The sequence below is a fragment of the Neisseria sp. HMSC70E02 genome (assembly GCF_001838645.1).
Classification (GTDB): Bacteria; Pseudomonadota; Gammaproteobacteria; order Burkholderiales; family Neisseriaceae; genus Neisseria; species Neisseria macacae.
Genome location: NZ_KV838103.1, coordinates 1 through 25,617, shown reverse-complemented (window position 1 = coordinate 25,617; position 25,617 = coordinate 1). Strand labels below are relative to the sequence as shown.

The 25,617-nt window shown below is 51.9% G+C and carries 21 protein-coding genes and 4 tRNA genes; 18 read left to right on the top strand and 7 right to left on the bottom strand.

All coding sequences use genetic code 11. The features are described 5' to 3' along the window. The first annotated feature begins 96 nt into the window (after window positions 1–96). Window positions 97–702, top strand: coding sequence for a nitroreductase family protein (locus tag HMPREF3277_RS08570; RefSeq protein WP_049229578.1), 606 nt, complete (start codon window positions 97–99; stop codon window positions 700–702). Between the two features lie 7 nt (window positions 703–709). Here the strand turns inward: HMPREF3277_RS08570 and HMPREF3277_RS15745 are convergent, their stop codons facing one another. Next, window positions 710–832 (bottom strand): hypothetical protein, encoded by a 123-nt coding sequence (locus HMPREF3277_RS15745; protein WP_283127074.1) that lies wholly within the window; start codon window positions 830–832, stop codon window positions 710–712. Window positions 833–1,112: 280 nt separating this feature from the next. On the opposite strand from HMPREF3277_RS15745, the gene HMPREF3277_RS08565 reads away from it, so the two are divergent. Next, window positions 1,113–1,580, top strand: a complete 468-nt coding sequence (locus HMPREF3277_RS08565; RefSeq protein ID WP_070870813.1) for a CinA family protein — start codon at window positions 1,113–1,115, stop codon at window positions 1,578–1,580. Window positions 1,581–1,700: 120 nt separating this feature from the next. On the opposite strand, the gene HMPREF3277_RS08560 is transcribed toward HMPREF3277_RS08565, so the two are convergent. Then, a complete protein-coding gene (locus HMPREF3277_RS08560; RefSeq protein ID WP_070870812.1) occupies window positions 1,701–3,539 on the bottom strand; it encodes an autotransporter assembly complex protein TamA in 1,839 nt (612 codons plus the stop codon). Between the two features lie 301 nt (window positions 3,540–3,840). Here HMPREF3277_RS08560 and sstT point away from each other — a divergent pair, with 301 nt between their 5' ends. Then, window positions 3,841–5,064, top strand: coding sequence for a serine/threonine transporter SstT (gene sstT / locus HMPREF3277_RS08555; RefSeq protein WP_049223524.1), 1,224 nt, complete (start codon window positions 3,841–3,843; stop codon window positions 5,062–5,064). A 199-nt stretch (window positions 5,065–5,263) separates the two neighbouring features. On the opposite strand, the gene HMPREF3277_RS08550 is transcribed toward sstT, so the two are convergent. After that, window positions 5,264–5,998, bottom strand: coding sequence for an SH3 domain-containing protein (locus HMPREF3277_RS08550; RefSeq protein WP_049224801.1), 735 nt, complete (start codon window positions 5,996–5,998; stop codon window positions 5,264–5,266). A 399-nt stretch (window positions 5,999–6,397) separates the two neighbouring features. Here HMPREF3277_RS08550 and HMPREF3277_RS08545 point away from each other — a divergent pair, with 399 nt between their 5' ends. Together HMPREF3277_RS08545 and purB are read left to right on the top strand one after the other, a co-directional pair. Then, the gene (locus tag HMPREF3277_RS08545) at window positions 6,398–6,991 is read left to right on the top strand and encodes a YdcF family protein (RefSeq protein WP_070870811.1); all 594 of its coding nucleotides are present in this window, start codon (window positions 6,398–6,400) and stop codon (window positions 6,989–6,991) included. A 100-nt stretch (window positions 6,992–7,091) separates the two neighbouring features. Further along, window positions 7,092–8,462 carry an adenylosuccinate lyase gene (gene purB, locus HMPREF3277_RS08540; RefSeq protein WP_070773299.1) on the top strand — a complete coding sequence of 457 codons (1,371 nt, stop codon included), beginning with the start codon at window positions 7,092–7,094 and terminating at the stop codon, window positions 8,460–8,462. Between the two features lie 708 nt (window positions 8,463–9,170). Here the strand turns inward: purB and glmS are convergent. Then, window positions 9,171–11,009 (bottom strand): glutamine--fructose-6-phosphate transaminase (isomerizing), encoded by a 1,839-nt coding sequence (gene glmS, locus HMPREF3277_RS08535; protein WP_070870809.1) that lies wholly within the window; start codon window positions 11,007–11,009, stop codon window positions 9,171–9,173. Window positions 11,010–11,377: 368 nt separating this feature from the next. Here glmS and HMPREF3277_RS08530 point away from each other — a divergent pair, with 368 nt between their 5' ends. The 5 genes from HMPREF3277_RS08530 to prmC all read left to right on the top strand — a co-directional run bounded on the left by HMPREF3277_RS08530 (window position 11,378) and on the right by prmC (window position 17,490). After that, the gene (locus HMPREF3277_RS08530) at window positions 11,378–11,644 is read left to right on the top strand and encodes a DUF3079 domain-containing protein (protein ID WP_003766405.1); all 267 of its coding nucleotides are present in this window, start codon (window positions 11,378–11,380) and stop codon (window positions 11,642–11,644) included. A gap of 454 nt (window positions 11,645–12,098) precedes the next feature. Continuing rightward, window positions 12,099–14,249, top strand: coding sequence for an ATP-dependent DNA helicase DinG (gene dinG / locus HMPREF3277_RS08525; RefSeq protein ID WP_070870807.1), 2,151 nt, complete (start codon window positions 12,099–12,101; stop codon window positions 14,247–14,249). A 75-nt stretch (window positions 14,250–14,324) separates the two neighbouring features. Further along, window positions 14,325–15,431 (top strand): tetratricopeptide repeat protein, encoded by a 1,107-nt coding sequence (locus HMPREF3277_RS08520; RefSeq protein WP_070870805.1) that lies wholly within the window; start codon window positions 14,325–14,327, stop codon window positions 15,429–15,431. 91 nt (window positions 15,432–15,522) lie between these two features. Continuing rightward, window positions 15,523–16,611: a tetratricopeptide repeat protein gene (locus tag HMPREF3277_RS08515; RefSeq protein ID WP_070870803.1), complete on the top strand. Its 1,089-nt coding sequence runs from the start codon at window positions 15,523–15,525 to the stop codon at window positions 16,609–16,611. A 51-nt stretch (window positions 16,612–16,662) separates the two neighbouring features. Next, entirely contained in the window at window positions 16,663–17,490 is an 828-nt protein-coding gene (gene prmC / locus HMPREF3277_RS08510; RefSeq protein ID WP_070870801.1) for a peptide chain release factor N(5)-glutamine methyltransferase, read from the top strand. 68 nt (window positions 17,491–17,558) lie between these two features. Here prmC and folD read toward each other — a convergent pair whose 3' ends face one another. Continuing rightward, window positions 17,559–18,410 carry a bifunctional methylenetetrahydrofolate dehydrogenase/methenyltetrahydrofolate cyclohydrolase FolD gene (gene folD / locus HMPREF3277_RS08505; protein ID WP_003755680.1) on the bottom strand — a complete coding sequence of 284 codons (852 nt, stop codon included), beginning with the start codon at window positions 18,408–18,410 and terminating at the stop codon, window positions 17,559–17,561. Between the two features lie 238 nt (window positions 18,411–18,648). Between folD and HMPREF3277_RS08500 the strand changes: the two genes are divergently transcribed. From HMPREF3277_RS08500 to HMPREF3277_RS08480, 5 genes are all read left to right on the top strand, one after another. Then, window positions 18,649–18,726: transfer RNA gene (locus HMPREF3277_RS08500), tRNA-Pro, on the top strand. A 29-nt stretch (window positions 18,727–18,755) separates the two neighbouring features. Continuing rightward, window positions 18,756–18,832 (top strand) — tRNA-Arg (locus tag HMPREF3277_RS08495). 10 nt (window positions 18,833–18,842) lie between these two features. Next, window positions 18,843–18,918, top strand: a tRNA-His gene (locus tag HMPREF3277_RS08490). A gap of 222 nt (window positions 18,919–19,140) precedes the next feature. Continuing rightward, window positions 19,141–19,401 carry a hypothetical protein gene (locus HMPREF3277_RS08485; protein ID WP_070870799.1) on the top strand — a complete coding sequence of 87 codons (261 nt, stop codon included), beginning with the start codon at window positions 19,141–19,143 and terminating at the stop codon, window positions 19,399–19,401. Window positions 19,402–19,412: 11 nt separating this feature from the next. Next, the gene (locus HMPREF3277_RS08480) at window positions 19,413–19,757 is read left to right on the top strand and encodes a hypothetical protein (protein WP_246830789.1); all 345 of its coding nucleotides are present in this window, start codon (window positions 19,413–19,415) and stop codon (window positions 19,755–19,757) included. Between the two features lie 99 nt (window positions 19,758–19,856). On the opposite strand, the gene HMPREF3277_RS08475 is transcribed toward HMPREF3277_RS08480, so the two are convergent. Next, window positions 19,857–21,902, bottom strand: coding sequence for a TonB-dependent receptor domain-containing protein (locus HMPREF3277_RS08475; protein ID WP_070870797.1), 2,046 nt, complete (start codon window positions 21,900–21,902; stop codon window positions 19,857–19,859). A gap of 416 nt (window positions 21,903–22,318) precedes the next feature. Here HMPREF3277_RS08475 and groES point away from each other — a divergent pair, with 416 nt between their 5' ends. Then, window positions 22,319–22,606, top strand: coding sequence for a co-chaperone GroES (groES, locus tag HMPREF3277_RS08470; RefSeq protein ID WP_016687158.1), 288 nt, complete (start codon window positions 22,319–22,321; stop codon window positions 22,604–22,606). A 105-nt stretch (window positions 22,607–22,711) separates the two neighbouring features. After that, on the top strand, window positions 22,712–24,415 hold the full coding sequence (groL, locus tag HMPREF3277_RS08465) for a chaperonin GroEL (protein ID WP_070870796.1): 1,704 nt from the start codon (window positions 22,712–22,714) through the stop codon (window positions 24,413–24,415). A gap of 113 nt (window positions 24,416–24,528) precedes the next feature. On the opposite strand, the gene HMPREF3277_RS08460 is transcribed toward groL, so the two are convergent. Then, the gene (locus HMPREF3277_RS08460) at window positions 24,529–25,098 is read right to left on the bottom strand and encodes a hypothetical protein (RefSeq protein ID WP_070870794.1); all 570 of its coding nucleotides are present in this window, start codon (window positions 25,096–25,098) and stop codon (window positions 24,529–24,531) included. A gap of 259 nt (window positions 25,099–25,357) precedes the next feature. Here HMPREF3277_RS08460 and HMPREF3277_RS08455 point away from each other — a divergent pair. Beyond that, window positions 25,358–25,433, top strand: a tRNA-Phe gene (locus HMPREF3277_RS08455). The last annotated feature ends 184 nt before the right edge of the window (window positions 25,434–25,617 follow it).

The window sequence follows — 25,617 nt, the reverse complement described above, 5'->3', positions numbered from 1 at the left end:
CCGTACTGGTTTAAAGTTAATCCACTATAAAGCGGGTTTTGCGAATCCATTTTCAAACCCGCCAACCGATTAAACATCAATCAAAGGAAAAACAAAATGACTTATCAAACCTTGCAACAAGCGGCCGAAACCCGCCGTTCCATTTACGCACTGAATAAAAACCTGCCTGTCAGCAACGAAGAAATCAGCGAAATCGTCAAACATGCCGTTTTGCACACGCCTTCTTCCTTCAACTCGCAATCCACCCGCGTCGTCGTCCTCTTCGGCGAAGAACACGGCAAAGTGTGGCAATTCGTTGAAGACGCATTGCGCGCCATCGTGCCTGCCGAACAATTCGAGCCGACCGCGCAAAAATTAAACCTGTTCAAAGCAGGCGCGGCGACCATTTTGTTCTTCGAAGACCAAAACGTCGTCAAAGGCCTGCAAGAGCAGTTCCCTTCTTATGCCGCCAACTTCCCCGTTTGGGCGGACCATGCGAACGCAATGACGCAATACGCCGTCTGGACAACGCTTGCCGCCGCCGGCGTGGGCGCGAACCTGCAACACTACAACCCGCTGCCCGACGCCGCCATCGCCAAAGAATGGAACCTGCCCGAAAGCTGGCTTCTGCGCGCGCAAATGGTTATCGGCGGCATCGAAGCACCTGCCGGTGAAAAAGCCTTCGAGCCTGTGGAAAACCGTTTGAAAGTGTTCGGCGCATAATTGCCCGTCAAACAAAAAAGGTCGTCTGAAAACCAACTTCGGTTTCAGACGACCTTTTGTTCAAATAGGCAAGGCTCAGGATAAACCAATCCGCAGCGTGGGCTTTGCCTGCGATCTCCCACCCGAACATCCGAATCCAATCCTCCCTGTTCATCCGTGGGTAAAACCCACGCTACGGGTGACCGGCGGTTTGGCGGATAGGGCAAAGCACAAAAGGTCGTCTGAAAAATTGGGATTCCGGTTTTCAGACGACCTTTCGCCCACTCTCTGCAATCCTTATTATAGTGGATTAAATTTAAATCAGGGTAAGGAGAGGTAACGCCGTACTGGTTTAAAGTTAATCCACTATATAATAGGGTCTCCACCCAACCCCATATTTCGGGGAAACCCGCCCAGCGAAAGGACATCCCATGACCGCCCTGCAAACCATCGCCGAACACCTCACCCAACACCGCCAAACCGTCACCTGCGCCGAATCCTGCACCGGCGGTCTGTTGGCGGGCGCGTTCACCAGCATTGCAGGCAGCTCGCAATGGTTTCATCAAAGTTTCGTCACTTACAGCAACCAAGCCAAAGAAGAGCGCCTCGGCGTCATGCCCGACACGCTGCTGCAACACGGCGCGGTCAGCCGCGAGACTGTTTACGAAATGGCGCGCGGCGCGAAAGCCGTCGCCCAAGCAGACTACGCCCTCAGTATTTCCGGCATCGCAGGCCCGGGCGGCGGCAGCGCGGCGAAACCTGTCGGCACGGTTTGGTTCGGTTTGTCCACGCCGACCGAATCATTGGAACAGATGCAAGTCTTCAGCGGCGACCGCGAAGCCGTCAGAACACAGGCCGTCGAGTTCGCCCTCAATCTTTTGGCAAAACATTTGGTCTGACCGTTTTTTGTCGGCTGCGAATCCGTTGGCTTTCGAAAACCCGACGTGTGCGGTTTCCACATACCACATAAAAAAGCAGGGATGCCATCATGCACCCCTGTTTTTTGTTTTCAGACGACCTTAAAACCTTGTGCCCAAGCTGATGTGCCAACGGAGTTTTTTGTCTTGGTGTCCGTAGGCGACGTCGAAGGAGAACGGGGCGACGGGGCTGAACCAGCGCACGCCGAGGCCGGTGCCGTGTTTCATGCTCATGCGTTTGAAGTTGCCTGCGGCGTCGCCGACATCGTGGAAGACGGCGCCGGATACGCTTTTGGTAATCGGGAATTGGTATTCGAGGCTGCCGACCAGTAATGCCCTATCGGGGAGGACGGAATTGTTCGGACCTGCCAGACCGATGCTGTCGAGTTCGTAACCGCGTACGGAAGAGGCGCCGCCGGTGCGGAACATGAGGCTGGAAGGTACGTCTTCGCCTTCGCGGGCGTAAACGTAGCCAGCCTGTCCGCGGACGATGAAGGTACCGAGTTTTTTGTTTTCAGGTGTGTAGAAATAGCCTGCGCGGGCGGTGGCGCGCGCCATGGCGGTGGAGGACAGGAAGTTGCCCAGTGTTGCGCCGATTTTGCCGTCGAGGTAGTAGCCGTTTTCGGGACGCAGCTCGGTTTCGATGTTTTGGCGTTTCCACGAGGCGGTCAGCATGGTGGCGTGGCTGCGGCCGAGGTCGTAATTGGTATCGGGCACTTTGCGGTCTTCGGTGATGAATTCGATACCGAGGCGCGATTCGATGCCGTTGCGGTCGCGCACGCGCCAAATACCGCTGGTCAGGGCGCGTTTTTCAAGGTTTTGGGTGGTCGAGCGGTTGTAGGATGTGTTGGTCGTCCAATATTTGCCGTCGCTGTTGCGCGGCTGGCTGATACCGGCGGCGAGGGTGGTTTCGTATTTGTCCATGTCCCAAACGACGGAGCCGATGTAGCCTTTGTTGAAGAGGTTGTAGTAGTCGTAACCGATACGTCCGCCGAGGCCGTATTCGGAATCGTAGCGGATACCGGTTTCGAGTTTGTGGCGTTTGACTTCGGTAACGTTGACTTTGACGGGCACGCGGTCGCCTTGGAGCCGGTCGAAGTCGGCTTGAACGGATGCGCCGGAGTAATGTCCGTTTTGTTCGAGCGCTTGTTGGAAGTCGAGCAAGAGGTCGAGATCGTAGGGCGCGCCGGGTTTGAAGCGTGCCAGGCCGGCAACGACGTTTTCGGGATAGCGGCGGGTGCCGGTGATTTCAAAGTCGCCGAAATAAATGGGGCGGTTGCTTTCGACGATCACGTTCAGATCGGCGGTGTTGTTGTTGGGATTGACGGTGGCTTGGGTGTTGCTGAGTTTGGCAAGCGGGTATTTCTTGCGGGTTACTGCGCTGAGGACGGAGGTTTTGCTGCCGCTCCAGCCGTCTTGGTCAAAGTATTCGCCAACGGGCTGCTGCCAGTTGAGCATGGCTTTTTGGTAATACTCGGCAAGGTTGTCGTCTGAAAGGATGTCACCGAGGATGGCGACGCTGACGTTGTCGATTTTAGTGCGCGGGCCGGGATTGACGGCGACGGTATAGCTCGAACCGTTGTCTTGGACGTTGACGCTGCCGTTGAAATAGCCTTTGGTTTTGAGCATGGTTTTGACGTTGTCGGGCGCTTCTTCGGCGAGGAAGCCGACCTGCTCTTTGTCCAACTCTTCGTCCTGCTGCTGGGTAATCAGCGGCAGGTATTCTTCGAGCATGGATTTGACTTCGCTGTTTTTGGTTTCGATTTTGACGGGAAATTTGGGCGTCAGTTTGCCTACTTTGTCAGCCTGCTCGGATTGCCCGCCCTGCTTGAAGCCGGGAATCGGTTCGTAGTCTTCGGCACGCGGCAGGTCTGCTGCGGCTGCGTGTCCGTAGGCAAGGGCGAGTGAGGCAATCAAAATGGGCGAAGTCAGTCTGGTCATGGCAAAAAGTGTTTCAACGACAGAAGAGAGTGCTAAATTCTACCATTATTTTCAATCGGGTTTAAAACCCCGCCCGAGACGGAGGGGTCGTCTGAAAAGGTGGATACGCCTGCCTCTACGCGACAGAAGCAAAACACATTAACTCCCTCCAATCCGAAAAATACAGCACAAACTGCTCAATTCTCTAAAAAATCAAGCATTTTCCGCCACAACAATCGATTTGATATGTAAACCTGCGCAATAATTGATATTTTCTTTTAAAATGCAACGTTTCTTAACACATAAAGTAAGAGGACGTATCATGGCAAGTGGTAATCCACTGCTGAACGCAGTCAACCGTATCGGACTTGTCCCGCAAATCATCATCGGTTTGATGTTGGGCGTCTTGGTCGGCTCAATCTCCCCGAAAGCAGGTTTGGGCGCAGGGCTGCTCGGCGAATTGTTCGTCGGCGCATTGAAAGCCGTCGCCCCCGTATTGGTGTTTGTCTTAGTGACCGCCGCGCTGGTGCAATACCGCAAAGGCGGCGAAGCCAAAATCAAACCCATCATTATTCTGTATCTCGTCGGCACATTTGCCGCAGCCGCCGTCGCCGTTGCCGCCAGTATGGCATTCCCGACCGCGCTGGTGTTTAAAGACGTAGCTACCTCCACCCTCGCCCCGCCCTCCGGCATCATCCAAGTCCTCAAAGAGCTTTTGATGAAGCTCGTGTCCAACCCGATTAACGCCATCGCGCAAGCCAACTACATCGGCATTCTCGCATGGGCGTTGGTTTTAGGCTCCGCATTGCGCCACCACGGCTCCGACACCACCCGCCAAGTCGTCGCCGACCTCTCCGACGCCGTTACCACCGTTGTACAATGGGTTATCCGTTTCGCCCCCTTGGGTATTTTCGGACTGGTCTCCCAAACCGTTGCCGAAACCGGCTTTTCCGCCTTCCTCAGCTACGGACGCCTGTTGGCCGTCCTGCTCGGCAGCATGGCGTTTATCGCCCTCGTCGTGAACCCGCTCATCGTCTGGTCGCAAACCCGCAAAAACCCCTACGGACTGGTCTTCACCTGCCTGCGCGAAAGCGGACTCTACGCCTTCTTCACCCGCTCCTCCGCCGCCAACATCCCCGTCAACATGGCATTGGCGAAAAAACTCGGCTTGCATGAAGACACCTACTCCGTCTCCATCCCGCTGGGCGCAACCATCAACATGGCAGGCGCGGCGATTACCATCACCGTCTTAGCCATGGCGGCCGCCCACACCAAAGGCATCGTCGTCGATTACCCCACCGCCCTGCTCCTGAGCCTCGTCGCCACCGTCGGCGCATGCGGCGCATCCGGCGTTGCCGGCGGCTCGCTGCTGCTGATTCCCGTCGCCTGCAGCCTCTTGGGCATCGACAACGACTTCGCCATGCGCGTCGTCGGCGTCGGCATGATTATCGGCGTAATCCAAGACTCCGCCGAAACCGCCCTCAACTCCTCCACCGACGTACTCTTTACCGCCGCCGCCGACTTAGGCAGCCGCCGCAAAGACTAAAGATTCGGTTGTTTCGCAAAAAGTCAAAAAGGTCGTCTGAAATTTCAGACGACCTTTTTCTATTTTACAGTCGGAATTGGATAGATTATTGAATGGACTCCATCCTAAAATAATTCAGAACAGCCCCAAATATTCTTTCACTTTTCCATCATTTCTATTCTAGTGGATACAGAAAGTCACCAATAAAATCTATCCGATATTAATATGCATAAGCACCATCTCGTACATGACCTTTTTGCAGGTAGGCATTAGACACATAACCAGTCAATCCGCCGACTTGAACTTTAACCCAGCAGCCACCGTTGGCATTGGTACAGGCGTTGGTTTCGGCCACCACTTGAAGTTGCTGTCCGTCTTTCAATTGGGTAACAGAAACTGCTGAAATAGACGGTCCTCCTCTGAGATTTAACGAACCACTACCAGATTCCGAAATCACAAAAGCAGGGTAACGAACGAGTTTTTCGGTAACTTTGGACGCTTGTTGTGAAGCGGTTGGTTTTGCAGTAGCTTTTGGGGATTCTTCTTGTCTAATTCTGGGTTCTTCTTGTTTTATTCTGGCCTCTTCTTTTTGCTTAGGTTCCTCTTCTAAAGCTTGTTTCTTTTTAGCTTCTTCGCGTTTACGTTCCTCAGCAGCCTGTTTTTTCTTTGCTTCTTCCTGTTTTTTCTCTTCTTCCAGCATTTGTTTCATCTGTAAGTCTTCTTGGGCATCTTGGTAGGCTTTTTGATAGAGTTCGTCTTCTCTTTGCTGTTGCTCAATTTGTTTCCGGTGTTCTTGTTCTTGATTTTCGCGTTCAGCTTGTTGCTTTTGTTGCTGCGCCAGTTGTTCTTTCAATGCAGCAAGCTCTTTTTGGGTTTCACTTTCTCCACCATTACAGGCAGCAAGCAGAGACAGAGATAAAAAACCTACGGAAATAACTGATAAAGCTTTTTTCATGTTTACTCTCTAATAGTTGAACGAAGAGAAAAAGTCTTCAAAATTGGAGATAGCCTACATATCATTCAAGATGATGATGGCGTTGATATTATATTGCCGACTTTATGCAACTTTTACAAAAATCTGTTTTTGATAATATATTTTCCTTATACGCCATGTCAATACTGATTATCATATTCCTAGGCTATGCATTAATGTTATTCCCAATTTAAATAATATCCGATGACGAAAAGCCATAAAAATATTTGTCGACAACAAAATTCGTACTTGGACGGATAGAAACAATCGGTTACTAAAAAATATAGCTGAACGGCTGTATGAATTTCGTAAAATCTTAAGAACAAGCGGAACCTGCCCGTACAGCCGCGTTCCAATTACTTTCATCATTTTAGGATTCGGATGTTCAAAAAAGCCCTTGTTTTTATATTGATTTTATTCTTTACCGCCGCGCTTTTGCCGCTGTGGATTATGTGGCGCGATTTTTGGGTGTCACGGTTGGATGCGGATACGGTGCGTCCGGCGGATGCTGCGGTCGTGCTTTCGACCCGTTCTTATGAAGGGGGTCGTCTGAACCCTTGTTTGGTGGCGCGTGTTGAAGCGGCTGTCGAGCTGTATCGTGCCGGCAAGGTAAAAAAGCTGGTGATGTCGGGCGGACTCAGCCGCGATTTTCAGTCTGCTTCGGGCAATATGCAGGCGATTGCGGAGAAGATGGGGGTGCCGAAGGCGGACATTATCCAAGAGCGGCGGGCGGAAAATACGTTTGAGAACATTGTGTTCAGCCGCGATTTTATTGAAAACAGCCCGCGCGTCGTCATTGTCAGCGCCGGTTTTCACTTGGCGCGGGCGCGGATGATGGCGGACAGGCAGTGGCAGGGACACGATATTCAGGTGTATGCCGCGCCGTTTTGTTCCGAGCCTTACGGCGGCTATGGTTACACGGTATTGCGCGAGTCGGCGGCGTTTGTCAAAAACGCTTTGAAGGGAAGGTTGTAGTTTCAGACGACCCGAAGTTGCCGGGTCAAATCATGTATAATTGCAAACAATTTGACTGTTTGATTTAACCGTTTGACCGACCTACCGACAGGACTCCGACATGATCAACCCTATCGCTGCACTTTCCCCCCTAGACGGCCGCTACGCCCAATCCGTTGAAGCATTGCGTCCGATTTTCTCCGAATACGGCCTGATGAGGGCGCGCGTCAAAGTCGAATTGAGCTGGCTCAAAGCCCTCGCCGCCGAACCGAAAATCACCGAAATTCCCGCCTTCAGCGATTTCACGCTTGCCGAAATCGACAAAGTCATCGAAAATTTTTCATTGGAAGACGCAGCCGCCGTCAAAGCCATCGAAGCGACCACCAATCATGATGTCAAAGCCATCGAATACTGGCTTAAAGAACGCTTCGCCGGCGTACCCGAAGTCGCCGCCGCCAGCGAGTTCATCCACTTCGCCTGCACCAGCGAAGACATCAACAACCTGTCCCATGCCCTGATGCTGCAAGAAGCGCGCGAAACCGTCATCCTGCCGAAACTTGCCGAGATCATCGAAAAACTCACCGGCATGGCGCACGACCTTGCCGCCGTCCCCATGATGAGCCGCACCCACGGCCAGCCCGCCACGCCGACCACCTTGGGCAAAGAAACCGCCAACATCGTGTACCGCCTGCAACGCCAGTTCAAAAACCTTCAGGCGCAAGAATTCCTCGGCAAAATCAACGGCGCGGTCGGCAACTACAACGCCCACATGGTCGCCTATCCCGACATTGACTGGGAAACCCACTGCCGCAACTTCGTCGAAATCAGCCTCGGTCTGACCTTCAACCCCTACACCATCCAAATCGAGCCGCACGACTACATGGCTGAATTCTTCCAAACCCTCAGCCGCATCAACACCATACTGATCGACTTCAACCGCGACGTTTGGGGTTATATTTCATTGGGTTACTTCAAACAAAAAGTCAAAGCGGGCGAAGTCGGCTCTTCCACCATGCCGCACAAAGTCAACCCCATCGACTTTGAAAACTCCGAAGGCAACCTCGGCATGGCCAACGCCGTATTGGGCTTCTTATCCGAAAAATTGCCCGTCTCCCGCTGGCAGCGCGATCTGACCGACAGCACCGTCCTGCGCAATATGGGCGTAGGCGTAGGCTATGCCGTGTTGGGTTTCGCCGCCCACCTGCGCGGTCTGAACAAGCTCGAACCTAATCCCGCCGCGCTGGCTGCCGATTTGGATGCCACTTGGGAGTTGCTCGCCGAACCGATTCAAACCGTGATGCGCCGCCACGGTGTTGCCAATCCTTACGAAAAACTGAAAGACCTGACGCGCGGCAAAGGCGGCATCACGCCCGAAGTGCTGAAAGTCTTCATCGAATCGCTGGAAATCCCCGCCGAAGCCAAATCCCAACTGCTCGCCCTGACCCCAGCGCTCTACATCGGCAAAGCGGAAGAATTGGCGAAACGGATTTGATGCAGCCTTGATGATTTGAGATTGAATCGGAACAAAAGGTCGTCTGAAAACCAAGATTCAGGTTTTTCAGACGACCTTTCGTCAAATAAGAGTAGCGCGGGCTTTGCCCACGACTTTCAACCCAAATATCCGAGTCCAATCATTTCTATTCATTCCGTGGGTAAAACCCACGCTACGGACTTAGTTTTTGATACAGAACCCGCCACCAGCCGTCATTCCCGCTCAGGCGGGAATCCATCGGAAATTTGAAGAAACAGGTGCTTGAAAAACATTTGCCGAAATTCAAAAATGGATTCCCGCCTGCGCGGGAATGGCGGCGTGGATATTGCTGATTTGAATTGACTATATTCAGCGGGCAAAGCCCACGCTACGAGGTTTGGCTTATCTCAGACGTGTTTTGATTAATCAAGGTCGTCTGAAAACTGGGAAACCAAAGTTTTCAGACGACCTCTTTCAATCTCAAACCTGCCTTCTTAATCAGCGTAGGAAATGAATTAAGATACCGTCAAAACAAACCGTAGCGCGGGTTCTACCCGCGAAACAGATGCGAGGACAACTGTCCGATTCAAATTGACGGATAACAGACTTCGTGGGCAAAGCCCACGCTACGGGTTCGGTTTATCCAAAGCGCGCGTCGATTTAAAAAAGGTCGTCTGAAAACTTTAGTTTCCCAGTTTTCAGACGACCTTTTACCGTTCAAATCGGGCTTTATTCAACCGTAACCGATTTCGCCAGGTTGCGCGGTTTGTCCACGTCCGTACCGCGTGCGAGGGCGGCGTGGTAGGACAAGAGCTGCACGGGGATGGTGTGCACGATCGGCGAGAGTACGCCGACGTGGCGCGGGGCGCGGATGACGTGCACGCCGTCGGTGGCGTTGAAATTGCTGTCCAAATCGGCGAAGACGAAGAGTTCGCCGCCGCGTGCGCCGACTTCCTGCATATTGGCTTTGACTTTGTCCAACAAGCCGTCGTTCGGTGCGATGACGACGACGGGCATGTTTTCGTCCACCAATGCAAGCGGGCCGTGTTTCAATTCGCCTGCGGGATAGGCTTCGGCGTGGATGTAGGTGATTTCTTTCAGCTTCAACGCGCCTTCGAGGGCAATCGGGAAGTGGATGCCGCGGCCTAAAAACAGTGCGCTGTTTTTCTTGGCAAATTTTTGCGCCCATGCGGCGATTTGCGGCTCAAGGTTGAGAACGTGTTGGATGCTGCCGGGCAGTTGGCGCAGTTCTTCGACGTATTCGCGCGCTTTTTCGGCGGAAACCAAACCCCGCTGTTTGCCCAGCGTCACCGCCAAGCCAAACAATACAACCAGTTGCGTGGTGAACGCTTTGGTAGAGGCGACGCCGATTTCTGCGCCGGCGCGGGTGTACAGTACCAATTCGCTTTCGCGCGGCAGGGCGGATTCCATGACGTTGCAGATGGACAGGCTGTGTTTGTGCCCTAAGGATTTCGCGTATTTCAGGGCTTCCATCGTGTCCAAGGTTTCGCCGGATTGGGAGATGGTGATGATCAGTTGTTTCGGATCGGCAATCACGTCGCGGTAGCGGTATTCGCTGGCGATTTCGACATCGGTCGGGATTTTGGCGATGGATTCGAGCCAGTATTTGGCGGTCAGTGCGGCGTAGTAGGACGTGCCGCAGGCGAGGATTTTGATGCTGTGAATATCGTCGAACACTTCGCGTGCGTTCGCGCCGAAGTTTTCGGGTTCGAAGCCGCCGTCAAGGAAGACTTCGGCGGTATCGGCGATGGCGCGCGGCTGCTCGTGGATTTCTTTTTGCATGAAGTGGCTGTATGGGCCCAATTCCAGCGAAGCGAGCGACAACTCGGATACTTTGACTTTGCGTTGGGTTTCGGCACCGGTTTTGTCAATGAGTTTGTCGATGCCGTTCGCGCTCAATACGGCGATGTCGCCGTCTTCCAAATAGGCGATACGGCGGGTGAAGGCGATGACGGCGGATACGTCGGAGGCGATGAAGGTTTCTTGATCGCCCAATGCCACCAAGAGCGGGCAGCCCATGCGTGCGACCACCATTTCTTCGGGTTTGTCCTGCGCCATCACGGCGATGGCGTATGCGCCGTGGAAACGGGCGGTGGCAGCGCGGACGGCTTCAAACAGTTTGCCGCCGTTTTGGGTGTATTCGTGATTGACGCTGTGGGCGATGACTTCGGTGTCGGTTTGCGATTCGAAGGTGTAGCCTAAGGATTGGAGGCGTTCGCGTTCGGCTTCGAAGTTTTCGATGATGCCGTTGTGGACGACGGCAATCATGCCGCCGGAGATGTGGGGGTGGGCGTTGGGTTCGGTTACGCCGCCGTGGGTCGCCCAGCGGGTATGGCCGATGCCGATATGGCCGAACACGCCTTTTTCGCGCGCCGCATCTTCCATCAGCTGCACGCGGCCGACACGGCGAACGCGTTTGATTTTGCCGTCCATGTTCACGGCGATACCCGACGAATCGTAGCCCCGATATTCAAGGCGTTTGAGACCGTCGGTCAGAAAATCGACTACATTGTGATTGGCGCGGATGGCGCCGACGATACCGCACATATAAGTTCCTTAGTATCTAAAGTTGAAAAAAGACAAGACGCCGGCTTCCGTACGCCTTGCCCGCACATTATATCAGAGCGTAATATATCATACTGAATTTTAAAGAAATTAACAGTAAATCCAACTGATTGATTGCTTTAAAAATAGTTTCAAATATCAGGCTTTCCGCCGTTTGAGTGCCATATGGCGGATTAGTTTTATCGAATAGGTTGATATGCCGTCTGTATAAATATAACATGAATCGGCTGGCTATTTCAGACGACCTTATACATTTCTTAACCATCCAGCGTAAAAAGACGTACAAAAACCAAGCTGCCGCAATCGAATCATTTATAATTTCATGAAAATAAAAACAAGGATTTCACACCATGGCAAAAAAATTCCCCATCTTCCCCAAAGCGCCGGAGCGCATCTGCTGGGGTTGCGACAAATATTGTAAAGAAGACGATTTGCAATGCGGCAACGGCTGCGAGCGCATTCAGCACCCCATCGAATTGGACGGGCGCGAGTGGTATAAAAAAGGCGACTGGAGCAATTTGTTGAGCGAAGAGCAGCAAATCGAACTGGGCTTGAAAGAAGCACCCAAACCCGCCAAGCCGCATATCAAACTGCCGTTGCGGAACAAAACGGCTTAAGCACCCCGCTGAACTTAAGGGGTCGTCTGAAAACCGAAGGGGCGCAATCATGCGCCCTTATTTTTATTTCAACGATGCACCAAGAAATTGACCCCACCCGCCCCAAACCGCCGCTGCCCATCTCTCTAGCAAACATACTTAACTTTAAATACGGTATCTCATCAAATTCCGTCATTCCCGCGCAGGCGGGAATCCATTTTTGAAATTCAGAAACTGTTTTCCAAATCAAGGTTTCTCAAGTTTTACGATGGATTCCCGCCTGCGCGGGAATGACGGCAACAGAAACGACAAAGGTTCAAACCTCCAATCCCGATGTGGATTGCCTTAAGAAAAGGTCGTCTGAAAACGCCAAAATATGCTTTTCAGACGACCTTTCCCATCTCTCCCGAACCCGTCCGCGAAAAATGCTAAAATAACCAATTCGTAAGCAAATCCACCTTTTCAGACGACCTCGATGCTCACCGATTTAGAAAAAAACGCCATCCGCGACCATTACCAAAATATCGGCAAAAACCTGCCCGGTTTCCGTCCGCGCGCTTCGCAGCGGGAAATGATTGCGGCGGTTGCCAACGCTTTTTCGCGGACTTTGACGCGCGAAGAAGGCGGCGAGCCGCCCAAGCGCGAGGGCGAGAGTATTGCCGTTATCGAAGGGCCGACCGGCGTGGGCAAATCGCTTGCCTACCTGCTGGCGGGTGGCATTATGGCGCAGACGCGCGGCAAGCGGTTGATTGTCAGCAGCGCGACGGTTGCCTTGCAGGAGCAGCTGGTGGACCGCGACCTGCCGTTTCTGGTTGAAAAAAGCGGCTTGGAGCTGACCTTCGCGCTTGCCAAAGGGCGCGGCCGCTATCTCTGCCCCTACAAACTCTACCAACTGACGCAAAGCAACGCCCAGCAAAACCTGCTCGGCTTCGAAGCCCCCGCCGTATTGTGGGACAGCAAACCCAAGCCCGAAGAATTGAAGCTGCTGCGCGACATCGCCGACGAATTTTCCGCCCGACGGTTCAACGGCGACCGCGACACTTGGCCGGAAAAAATCGACGACACCATCTGGATGAAGGTGAACAACGACAACTACGGCTGCCTCAAAACCGCCTGCCCCAACCGCCCGGAATGCCCGTTTTACCTTGCCCGCGACACGCTGGAAACCGTCGATGTTGTCGTAACCAACCACGATTTGCTGATGGTCGACATCAGCATGGGCGGCGGCGTGATTTTGCCCGACCCTGAAAACAGCTTCTACTGCATCGACGAAGCGCACCACCTGCCCAAGAAAGCACTCAGCCAGTTTGCCGCCGAGCATTCGTGGAACCAAGCGGTGTGGGCGTTGGAAAAACTGCCGCAGGTTACCGGCAAAATTGCCGCACTCACCGACAAAGGCGAGCTGGCGAACCTTGCCGATGAAGCTGCCGCCTCGCTGCTCGAAAGCCTGCACGAATGGCAGTTCCACCTTGCCGAAGAGCCGTCTTTGAGCTTGGGGTCGTCTGAAAACGACAGACGGACCAACAGCGAACCGACTTGGCTGTGGGAAGACGGCAAAATCCCAGAAGGTCTCGAAACCACCGTTTCCAACACCGCCATCGCCGCCCGCAGCCTCTACAAACACATCAACAGCCTCAACGACGCCCTGTCCGCCGCCCGTCGCGACAAAGACCAAAACAGCGCGCAAATTGACCGCCTGAGTACCGAATTCGGCGTATTCCGCGCCCGCATCGAACAAATCACCGCCACATGGGATTTACTTTCCACCGTCCCGCTCGAGGGCGAAGAACCGCTGGCAAAATGGATAACCCGCCGCGCCGACGACAAAAACGACTACATTTTCAACGCCAGCCCCATCAGCAGCGCGTCCCACCTCGCCAACAGCCTGTGGCGGCGCGCGGCAGGCGCAGTGTTGACCTCCGCCACCCTGCAATCCTTGGGCAGCTTCAACCTGATCCTGCGCCAAACCGGACTGCAATGGCTGCCCGAAACCACCACCCTCGCCCTAGAAAGCCCGTTTGATTTCGACGCACAAGGCGAACTCTACATTCCGCCCGTACACGCCAGCCCCAAAGACCCCGCCGCGCACACCGCCGCCATCGTCGAATGGCTGCCCAAGCTCATTTCGCCCACCGAAGCCATCGGCACGCTCGTCCTGTTTTCCTCGCGCAAACAAATGCAGGATGTCGCCCTGCGCCTGCCCGAAGACTACCTGCCGCTCTTACTCGTACAAGGCGAATTGCCCAAAGCCGTCCTCCTGCAAAAACACCACCAAGCCATAGAAGAAGGCAAAGCCAGCATCATCTTCGGACTCGACAGCTTCGCCGAAGGACTCGACCTGCCCGGCACCGCCTGCGTGCAAGTCATCATCGCCAAACTCCCCTTCGCCATGCCCGACAACCCCATCGAAAAAACCCAAAACCGCTGGATAGAACAGCGCGGCGGCAACCCCTTCATCGAAATCACCGTTCCCGAAGCCGGCATCAAACTCATCCAAGCCGTCGGCCGCCTCATCCGCACCGAACAAGACTACGGCCGCGTGACCATCCTCGACAACCGCGTCAAAACGCAGCGGTACGGCCAACAATTACTAGCCAGCCTGCCGCCGTTTAAAAGGATAGGTTGAAACCCATAAAGAGGTCGTCTGAAATCCGAAATCCGTTTTCAGACGACCTCAACAAAAACACAATCAACACATACCATGAAAAAACTCACTTTCATCGCCATACTTATCCCCCTGCTGGTTTCCTGCGGTTCGGCATCTCCTAACATGCCCGACCGCGATTACGTCCAAACCCATCCCGCTCCCAAAGCATTCGACCCCAACCGCACCCAATACACCTGCGCCACTTGGACACCGCCGTCCGACACTGATGCCGAAGCCGAGCAATGGTATCGGGCGGCAACCTTACTCCATGCCCAAAGTTGGCGCAGAACCGCGCAAGAGTTGCAGGATATGGTGATTCTGTACGAAGCGGCGGCAAGTCGCGGACATTACCGTGCCATCAACAATCTCTATCTGCTCTACACCGGCACCCAAGGTGCGATGGGGGATTTGTTTGACCAACGTCCCGACCGCGCCCGCAAATGGTTGCATTATGGCTTGGAGAAGGATTGGGCAATAGCATACTACTGGCTGTTTGACTCCTTGTATGACGGCCATGCAGGTTATTACGACCCGAAACTCGGCCTTGCCTACCTGCAAAAGGCAGTGGAATTAGGCGTCCCATTGGCGCAGTATGAATTGGCACGGATTTACGATATAGAGCTCAAAGATTTAAAAACCGCTCAAGTATTGCTTGATTGTGCCGCTAAGCAGAAATTTTCAGCGGCAATGTATGAATTGGGAATGTTGAAGGCAATGGACGGCAAATTAGATGAGGCACTGTCACTGATGCACAATGCCGTACGGTATGGAGGCGAAAAAGGGGGAATATCAGCCTTAATATTGACAGACATTTTTGGGGAGTCAAAAGGTTTTATGCAGGAATTTTCCGCTCTCCCTGCCGACCCCGTTCGAATAGCAGCCTATCATGAACTATATGTAGCACTTCAAGGCACGGACACTACCAGCGGCAATATCTTCTACACCTTCCCGCGTCTAGATGAAGTCCTCCCTCTGCCACCAGCCAAAACCCACTGGAAAGGCATCTATTCCGCAATGAGTAAAGAAGACGCAGCGTTCTACCAAAATCCGCCTGATACCGCTGCCCTTGCCGCCGATATCCTTAAACGCGGTATCGTCAAAAAAGAAGAAGTTTACTGGTCGCCGCGCCCTCCCGAGCCTCCCGAAGATCACGGGATATAAGTGGAATCCAGACACAACATTTAAAAAAGGTCGTCTGAAACCTGATTTTCAGTTTCAGACGACCTCCCTGAACCATAATAAAACACATACCATGAACAAACTCACTTTCATCGCCCTGCTTATCCCCCTGCTGGTTTCTTGCAGTTCAGTTTCGCCGTCCCAATCCGACCGCGATTACACCCAGACCCATCCCGCACCCAAAGCCTTTGACTCGAAGCGTACCGAATACACTTGCACCACTTGGACGCCACCATCCCCACCCGATGCCGAATCCCATCTTTGGTATCGTGCAGCCACCCTGATTCATGCTGAAGGTTGGCGCAAGAATACGCGGCAGGCTCAAGATATGATTACCCTGTACGAAGCAGCAGCGTCAAAGGGGCATTATCAGGCAATCAACAACCTTTATTTACTTTATACCAACGGACAAGGGGCAAGCGGTACTTTGTATGCTCCCCAGCCCCGTCGTGCCCGCAAATGGCTGCATTACGGTTTAGACAAAAACTGGGCAATGGCAAACTACTGGTTGTTTGATGCGCTATATGAAGGAAATGCGGGTTACAGTCACAACCATAAACTCGCTCTTGCCTACCTGCAAAAAGCGGTAGATTTAGGCGTACCGCTGGCGCAGTATGAATTAGCACGGATTTATGGTAAACAATTTAAAGATTTTAACACGCGCGAACTGTTGCTCGACTGTGCAGCTAGACAGGGTTTTTCGGCTGCTATGGAAGAATTATCCATGGTTAAGGAAATTCGTCACGGTAATTTAAAAGAATCGCTGTTACTGATGCACAGCGCAGTGCGCCACGGTGGCGAAGGAGGCGGTGAAGCTGCCTTAAGTCTAAAAATGGTTTTTGCTAAGAATAAAGAGCTTATGAAGGATTTTTCCGATATTCATGCAGACCCCATCCGAGAAGCGGCTTATAAAGAATTAAAAGTTGCTTTAAAAGGCACAGGCACCAAAAGTGGCAACCCCTTCTACACCTTCCCGCGCCTAGATGAAGTTCTCCCTCTGCCACCAGCCAAAACCCACTGGAAAGGCATCTACTCGGCAATGAGCAAGGAAGACGCGGCGTTCTACCAAAATCCGCCCGACACCGCCGCCCTTGCTGCCGATATCCTCAAACGCGGTATCATCAAAAAAGAAGAAGTTTACTGGCCGCCGCGCAAAGATTAAGATAAACAGAACCCCTCACCGTTACCCGTACAAACTCAGGATAAACACGACATGACCTTAGACCAATGGCTGCGCCATTCGCAGTTGCCGAGACTCGAAGCCCGTATGTTGCTGCAACATGCAGGCGGTTATAGCCGTGTGCAGTTGGTCACGCAAGGTGCCGATCCGCTGCCAGAAGCAGTAGCCGCGCAACTGGATATCCTGCAGGCACGTCGTCTGAAAGGCGAGCCGATGGCGTATATTTTAGGCGGACGGGAGTTTTACGGACGATGGTTTGAAGTCGGTCCCGATGTGTTGATTCCCCGTCCCGAAACCGAGCATTTGGTGGAGGCGGTTATCGGGCATCTTCCTGTAAACGGACAGGTTTGGGATTTGGGAACGGGCAGCGGGGCGGTTGCCGTGACGGTGGCGTTGGAAAGAACGGATGCGGCAGTGCGCGCTTCCGATATCAGCAGCGGAGCGTTGGCGATTGCCCGTAAAAACGCGGAAACTCTGGGCGCAAGGGTCGAGTTTGCATTGGGTTCGTGGTTTGAGACGGATAAGACGTCGTCTGAAGACAAACACCGCTTCGATGTCATTGTTTCCAATCCGCCTTATATCGAAGCCGGCGACGAGCATTTGAGCCAAGGGGATTTGAGATTCGAGCCGCAAACGGCGTTGACAGATTTTGCCGACGGTTTGAGCTGTATTCGAGAGCTGGCGCAGCGCGCGCCGGAATTTTTAAAAGAAGGCGGATGGCTGCTGCTGGAACATGGTTACAACCAAGGCGCAGCAGTGCGGCAGATTTTGACGGCAAACGGCTTTGCCGAAGTCAGTACGCAACAAGATTTGGCAGGGCTGGACAGATTGACTTTAGGCATGTTCCGCCACGTCGAATAATGTTTTCCAGCGGTTGAACATGAAGCCGCCAATCTGCCGCCCGCCGTATCGTGTCCGTTTATAGCAGTTTAATCATGCAGCGTCGCAGCATGTAAAGTATTTTCCAATAAAGTAGCAATCGTCATCGGACCGACCCCGCCGGGTACCGGGGTAATCATGCCCGCCCGTTCTTTTGCCACATCAAATTCCACATCGCCGCACAGGCTGCCATCTTCCAAACGGTTAATCCCGACATCAATTACCACCGCGCCGGGTTTAATCCATTCCCCTTTGACAAAATTGGGAATCCCGACGCCTACCACCACAATATCGGCAGCCCCGACTTCCTTGTCCAAGTTTTCCGTCGCGCTGTGGCAAATCGTTACCGTGGCGCGGGCAAGCAGCAGCTCCAATGCCTGCGGGCGTCCGACAATATTCGATGCCCCGACAACCACCGCCTTCTTGCCTTTCGGATCGATACCGTAAGCCTCCAGCAGCGTCATCACACCCTTGGGCGTACAAGGGCGCATCAGCGGCATTTTTACCACCAAACGACCCACGTTATAAGGATGGAAACCGTCCACATCTTTGTCCGGATGGATACGTTCCAAAACAGCCTGACTGTCTAAGCCCTCAGGAAGCGGAAGCTGCACCAAAATACCGTCTACTTCCGCGTTCCCGTTCAATTCATCAATCAGCTTCAGCAAATCTTCCTGAGAAGTCGACGCTGGCAGCTCATAAGACAAAGACCGGATGCCGCATTTTTGGCATGCCGATTTTTTGTTGCGGACATATACGGCACTGGCAGGGTTGTCACCGACCAACACCACGGCCAAACAAGGCGCACGCAATCCGGATTCAAGCCGCTTGGCTACCGCAGCGGATACCAGCTGCAAACGCTCCTGCGATATTTTTTTACCGTCAATCAATTGGGCTGTCATGAAATTTCCATTTGGTTATCAATAAATAGCAAACGCAATTATCGCATTTTTAAACCGATTTGGCAGTCGGATAACAGCAAAAACCGAAACTGTATTTTTGAACGGCATTACACCCGATATGAAGTAGGCAAAAAATTAAATTTTAAATAAAAATAAACAGATAATTTAGAAAAAAGAAAAATGATCTCAAATTGGATTGACAGGATTTCGGCGTATCTGTATATTCCCATTCTTCAGTCGGGGCGTAGCGCAGCCCGGTTAGCGCATCTGCTTTGGGAGCAGAGGGTCGTGAGTTCGAATCCCACCGCCCCGACCACACAAAAAATTCAGCACGAATCGGCATGAGCGCCCGTAGCTCAACCGGATAGAGCACCGACCTTCTAAGTCGGGGGTTACAGGTTCGATTCCTGTCGGGCGTGCCAAAAGTTAATGGTGGCTGTAGCTCAGTTGGTAGAGCCCTGGATTGTGATTCCAGTTGTCGTGGGTTCGAGCCCCATCAGCCACCCCAAATAAAAAATCCTGCATAGCAATATGCAGGATTTTTTATTGTCTATTGCATTTCAAATAGAGGTTGGACTTGCGTGTCATCTGTGAGAATTGAAGTATTTGGCTTTTGAAGTGTCGTGGTATGTAAGATAAACTTTTAGGTAATCTCAAGGTCGTCTGAAAAGGCTCTTTGAAAGTTATCCCTAACAAAACGGAATTTTCATACGATTTCAAAAGGAAATCCATGCACATTACATTTCCTGAATGGTTTGATGATCTTGCTGAATTTGAAGCTGAAAATAAAGGTTGTCTATTGGATTTTCCATTGTGTATCAATGGGCAAGATTTTGTTTTTACCTTTTACGATTTGTGCCGCCTCAACCAAACCTGTGTCGATGAATCTGACTCAGTCGGTTTTTTGAAAAACGAAGCGGTCGTTGTGCTGCAAGCGGTAAATCGGGCAAACATCACCCGCTTTGTCCAAGCGTTTTTTCAGTTAGGGTGAAAAATGAAACCATGAAAAAGCACATCGACGACTTGCGCAATGTCCTGTATATCCATGACTTAACCGTTGCCTTAGAAGAAGATATCCCTGCCTTCCCCGCGACGTGGACGCTGACCCATCCTTATTTCACGCTGCCGATGACCATTGCTTTTTATAATGTGAACGATATCAGCGTTATACCGCTGCACGAGAGTTTCGGTTGCTATCTGATGGAGCAGCCTGAAATATCGCTGTATTTCACCAAAACCAACCGCCATTCGTGGCAGCGTGATTTGACCGTTTTTATTAAAACGCTGATGCAATACATTCACTCAACCGAAGCGAAGCGCGACAATGCTGTCCGAAAGGACATTTGAACAAACAGTCTTCCAGTAAACACGGTTTTCCAAACAGAAAGACGTCGTCTGAAAAACAGTAAAGGGTTTTCAGACGACGTCTTTGTTTTTACGCGGTTCTTAGAAGCGGTAGTTAACGCTTAGACGAACATCGCGGCCGATGCCCGGCAAGGTTTCGCCGCGTTGGCTGTGCGGATAGTAGAACTTGTTGAACACGTTGTTGACTGCGAAGTTGACGTTGAGCGTGTCTTTGCCCAGCGGTTTCCAGTTGGCGAATATGTCGTTCACGCCGTAGCCTTTGCGTTTGACTTCACCCTTGTCGCGAACCAATACCGAACCGGAGGCTTTTTGGAGGTAACGACCACGCCAGCCGATTTCCAAATTCGGATTTTGGAAGCGGTAGGAGAGGGAGGTTGTCCAAGTGCGGCCGGTCTGTACGGCAAATTCGGGGTTTGCGCTTAACAGGTTTTCAGGATGGGTGTCGTAGATGCGCGGTTTGCTGTGGCTTACGCCGACTTTAGCCAGTAGGCCGCCTGTGCGGTAGGATGCGCCCAATTCATAGCCATGGTTTTTGATGTAGCCCGCATTGACGATTTCGCGTACGCCTGCAATCGGATTGCCTGCGGCATCATGGCGTTGCTGCGGACCTGCGACGGCATCTTTGATTTTTTGCCAGAAGTAGCTGCCGTTGGCGGCAAAGCTGCCGTTGTTGTAGTTGAAGCCGATTTCGGTATTGCGGGCGCGTTCGGCTTTAGTGCCGTCTGCAATCGATGTGATGGAATTTCCGCGTCCATGTTGACGCATCGCATCGTAAAGACGCGGGCTGCGGGATGCGTAGTTGTGGCTGGCACTGAGATTCCAGTGTTCGTGCGGCTGCCAAATCACGCCGAAGCTCGGGTTGACTGTGCCGTCGGAAACGGATTTGCCGTCATGGGTTTTGATGTTGAAATGGTCGTAGCGCAAACCGCCTGTAAGGGTAAAGTCGCCGATGTCGTGGATGGCTTCGGCGTAAATGCCGGCATCGCTTTTCTTCGGATTGCTCAAGGCTGCGCTGAAGAATACCGGAGGTTTGATTTCTTGATGGCGGTAGTTGACACCGTATTTGATTAATGTGTTTTCAGCAATGCGGCTGTCCAGATTGAAATTCGCGCCTTTGGTTTCGATAACGGTCGTGTTCGGGCCGGGCAGATTGCCTGCGTAGCCGTTTTTGCTGTCATCGGCGGAATAGCGTTCGTTTTTCATTAGGTAGGCGTTGGCATCCAGTTTTTCAACAAAGCCCAAGTTGCGCGCCGTCCATTCCAAATTGGTGTTGGAGAGGCTGGTTTCGCGGTAGGTCGGGGCTTGGCGTGCCAAAGTCAGACGAGGATTATCGGTGGCGGTAAATTCTTCACGGACGGTGCGGATGCCCCGGTGTTGATCATTCATGTGGCTTAACACTAAGCGGTGGTCGCCGAAGTTTGCGCCGATTTTGGCAAGATAGCTGCGTTTGTCCAGCGCGCTGAATGGTACGGTTTTGCCGCCGTTGCTGTTTGTATACCCTTTACCGGGTTCGTAATCTTTTTCATCGTTGCGGCTGTAAGAGAATAAGCCGTCGAAGTTGCCCGCTTTCCCAAACACGCTTGCGCCGTAGCTTACGCCGTCATTAGAGGCATAGCCGCTGTTGAGGCGTACCCCCCAGTTTTTGTCCAAACCTTTGAGCAAGTCTTCGGCATCGACGGTTTTGGTAATAATCGCGCCGTTGGTCGCGCCGATACCGGCAGATGCAGAACCCGCGCCTTTCTGTACAGAGACGATTTTGACCAGTGCTGGGTCGATGATGAAACGGCCTTGGTGATACAGCATTTGGCTGTCGGAATAGGCGTTGTCCACCTTAATATCCACCGAGTTCTGTCCCATGCCGCGCAGCGTCAGGAATTGAGATGAGCCGTTGCCGCCGCCGAAATCGATAGCAGGTTCGTCTTTCAATAATCCGCGTAAATCGGTTGCCGTGTTTTCGTCTTTTTGCTGAAGGGTAACAATGTTGGTTCTAATTTTGCTGCCTTGTCGGTCGCCTTTCACAGTAACAGTATCAAGGGTAACGCTTTCTTTCGCTTCGTTTTCCGCGTGGGCAAAGCCGGCGGCGAGTGCCAGGGAAAGCAGGCTGAAGCGGAACAGGGGTGAAGTCATGGAAATTTCCTTCTGTTGGATAAGTTTCAGTTCTTTAACTAAACTATTTATTAATAATAATTTCTATTTATTTTAAAGATAGGATATTATTTTGTAAAGGCGTACATAGGTTTGCATCCATCGTTTCATGCCTTTTGCTGATAGAACCATTTGAAGCTTGCCGACTGGAAAAGTTCATCTGAAAATGCCTGCCTGTTTGAACCGTATTGAGAGATAGTGCGCAATCTGTCATGCCCGTTTTCAGACGACCCCGCATAGAAAATTTTTACTTCTTCCCTTGAATTTATCGGGCCGAACCCTAATTTGCCGCTGTGTTCAGGTAAGTTTGTTGACAAACTTGCCGCCTTATTTTTCAAACCGCATCTGCCGGCTGAAGGCAGATGATTGTTTTCAAACTATTTATCGGAGCATAAAACATGACCATCCGTCCTTTACACGACCGCGTCGTCGTCAAACGCTTGGAAGCTGAAGAGAAAACCGCATCAGGCATCGTCCTGCCGGGCGCAGCCGCCGAAAAACCCGATATGGGCGAAGTGATCGCCGTGGGCGCAGGCAAAATCGGTAAAGACGGCGAACGCCGTCCGCTGGATGTCAAAGTCGGCGACAAAATCATTTTCGGCAAATACAGCGGCCAAACCGTAAAAGCCGACGGCGAAGAGCTGTTGGTAATGCGCGAAGAAGACATTTTCGGGATTGTGGAATAAGCATTCCGTGCATTCAAAACGACAGGTCGTCTGAAAAGGCATACAAGGTTTTCAGACGACCTCAGACAGAATCAAATGTATTAAATAAATTAGGAGAATCAAAATATGGCAGCAAAAGACGTACAGTTCGGTAACGAAGTCCGCCAAAAAATGGTCAGCGGCGTGAACACTCTGGCAAACGCCGTCCGCGTAACCTTGGGCCCTAAAGGCCGCAACGTAGTGGTTGACCGCGCATTCGGCGGCCCGCACATCACCAAAGACGGCGTTACCGTCGCTAAAGAAATCGAATTGAAAGACAAATTCGAAAACATGGGCGCGCAAATGGTGAAAGAAGTCGCGTCCAAAACCAACGACGTAGCGGGCGACGGTACCACTACCGCCACCGTACTGGCGCAAGCCATCGTAGCCGAAGGCATGAAATATGTGACCGCCGGCATGAACCCGACCGACCTGAAACGCGGTATCGACAAAGCCGTTGCCGCTTTGGTTGAAGAGCTGAAAAACATCGCCAAACCTTGCGATACTTCCAAAGAAATCGCCCAAGTCGGCTCGATTTCCGCCAACTCCGACGAACAAGTCGGCGCGATTATTGCCGAAGCGATGGAAAAAGTCGGCAAAGAAGGCGTGATTACCGTTGAAGACGGCAAATCTTTGGAAAACGAATTGGATGTCGTCGAAGGTATGCAGTTCGACCGCGGCTACCTGTCCCCTTACTTCATCAACGACGCAGAAAAACAAATCGCCGCGCTGGACAATCCGTTTGTTTTGCTGTTCGACAAAAAAATCAGCAACATCCGCGACCTGCTGCCTGTTTTGGAACAAGTGGCAAAAGCCAGCCGTCCGCTGTTGATTATTGCTGAAGACGTAGAAGGCGAAGCCTTGGCGACTTTGGTCGTGAACAACATCCGCGGCATCCTGAAAACCGTTGCCGTTAAAGCCCCGGGCTTCGGCGACCGCCGCAAAGCCATGTTGCAAGACATCGCCATCCTGACCAGCGGCACTGTAATCGCCGAAGAAGTCGGCCTGTCTTTGGAAAAAGCCACTCTGGAAGACTTGGGTCAAGCCAAACGCATCGAAATTGGTAAAGAAAACACCACCATCATCGACGGCTTCGGCGACGCTGCCCAAATCGAAGCGCGTGTTGCCGAAATCCGCCAACAAATCGAAACCGCAACCAGCGATTACGACAAAGAAAAACTGCAAGAGCGCGTTGCCAAACTGGCAGGCGGCGTGGCAGTGATTAAAGTCGGTGCCGCTACCGAAGTCGAAATGAAAGAGAAAAAAGACCGCGTGGAAGACGCGCTGCACGCTACCCGCGCCGCCGTTGAAGAAGGCGTGGTTGCAGGCGGCGGCGTAGCCCTGTTGCGCGCTTATCAAGCTGTAATTCTGAAAATAAAACCAGACGCAAAAGAGTGGTTAGAGATTGCTTCTAATTTAAAAACAGGCCTATCTGAGCATTTGATGTTAACTAATAACGATCAACTTGCAGGAGCTTTGATTATATTTAAAGCAATTGAGTCTCCGCTGCGTCAAATCGTTACCAACGCAGGCAGCGAACCTAGCGTGGTCGTGAACAAAGTGTTGGAAGGCAAAGGAAACTACGGTTACAACGCAGGCTCCGGTGAATACGGCGACATGATTGAAATGGGCGTACTCGACCCCGCCAAAGTAACCCGTTCCGCGCTGCAACACGCCGCGTCTATCGCCGGCTTGATGCTGACGACCGACTGCATGATTGCCGAAATCCCTGAAGAAAAACCAGCTATGCCTGACATGGGCGGCATGGGTGGAATGGGCGGCATGATGTAAGGTTGCCCAAACCTGAGCGCAAACAAAAACCTGCACGGACAACCGTGCAGGTTTTTTCTTTGAAAGAAGGTCGTCTGAAAACGAGAAGGGTGAATTTTCAGACGACCCCTAGCTTATCTCGCCTGCTCCATAGCAGCCGTTAACGCATTAAAATTTTGCATTAGCGTTGCTTTATCGAACCAGCCAGCCAGTGTAAACAGCTGTATAAAAATCCCTATAATCACAACCATACAGCAGAAGTACAAAAGATAGCCTTTGAATACCGTCCAAACTTTAACCTGCCCCATCTTCATCAAGCCGACAGCCTGCGCCCAAAACGCCCAAGTCTTCCAAAACATCAGCAGCGGCGTAATTTGCGGGATATAAAACACAAGCAGCGCCGGAATCATCAAAGCCTCCGATGCCAAGATGAATCCCCATAAAGGCAGGCGCGGCGCGCCATTTATGCTTAAAACATAACGCATCACACGGCTCAAAATCAGCCACCTTATAACGGTAACCAACACGCCAAAGACGACAGCCGCAGTGCTGACGCCGAGCAAGGGAGACATATCTGCCGCATTAATCATGCCCAACAGCAGCAAAATCGCCAAAATGACAGGCAGCGTATAGAAATAATCAGCAGGATTTTTATAGCGCAGACGCAGAATATCCCACATATCTTTTAAAAAATCATACAACATCAAACAGATATCTTCAGAAACAAAAAAGCGATTGTATCTTAAAACGACACATAGGTCGTCTGAAATCGACAATCCTCCCCGATGGAAAAAATTATGGGCGTCGATAGCCAATATATCTGGCGAATTTCGTTGAAAACCATCGAAATTTAATTTAAGTTAAAACAAAAGTTTATAAAATATCTCCGCGCCATTTCAAAATAAACCTTGCATGAACCCGTTGTTTTTGGTTTAATGCCCACTTCCCTGCAATGCAGACGAAGGCCAGATAGCTCAGTTGGTAGAGCAACGGATTGAAAATCCGTGTGTCGGCGGTTCGATTCCGCCTCTGGCCACCATAAAAACCGCCTAAGGCGGTTATTTTTTATCTCATGCCATCAAGCATCATCAAGCCAATCCCTGTCGATAAGACATCCCACAATTTTCAGTTTCATTCTGTCATCTGACCCTGCCCCTTTCCGCTAATCGAAACGTCTTTTGTATTTGACATATAGTAAATTAAAAACAAAATAGTACAATACT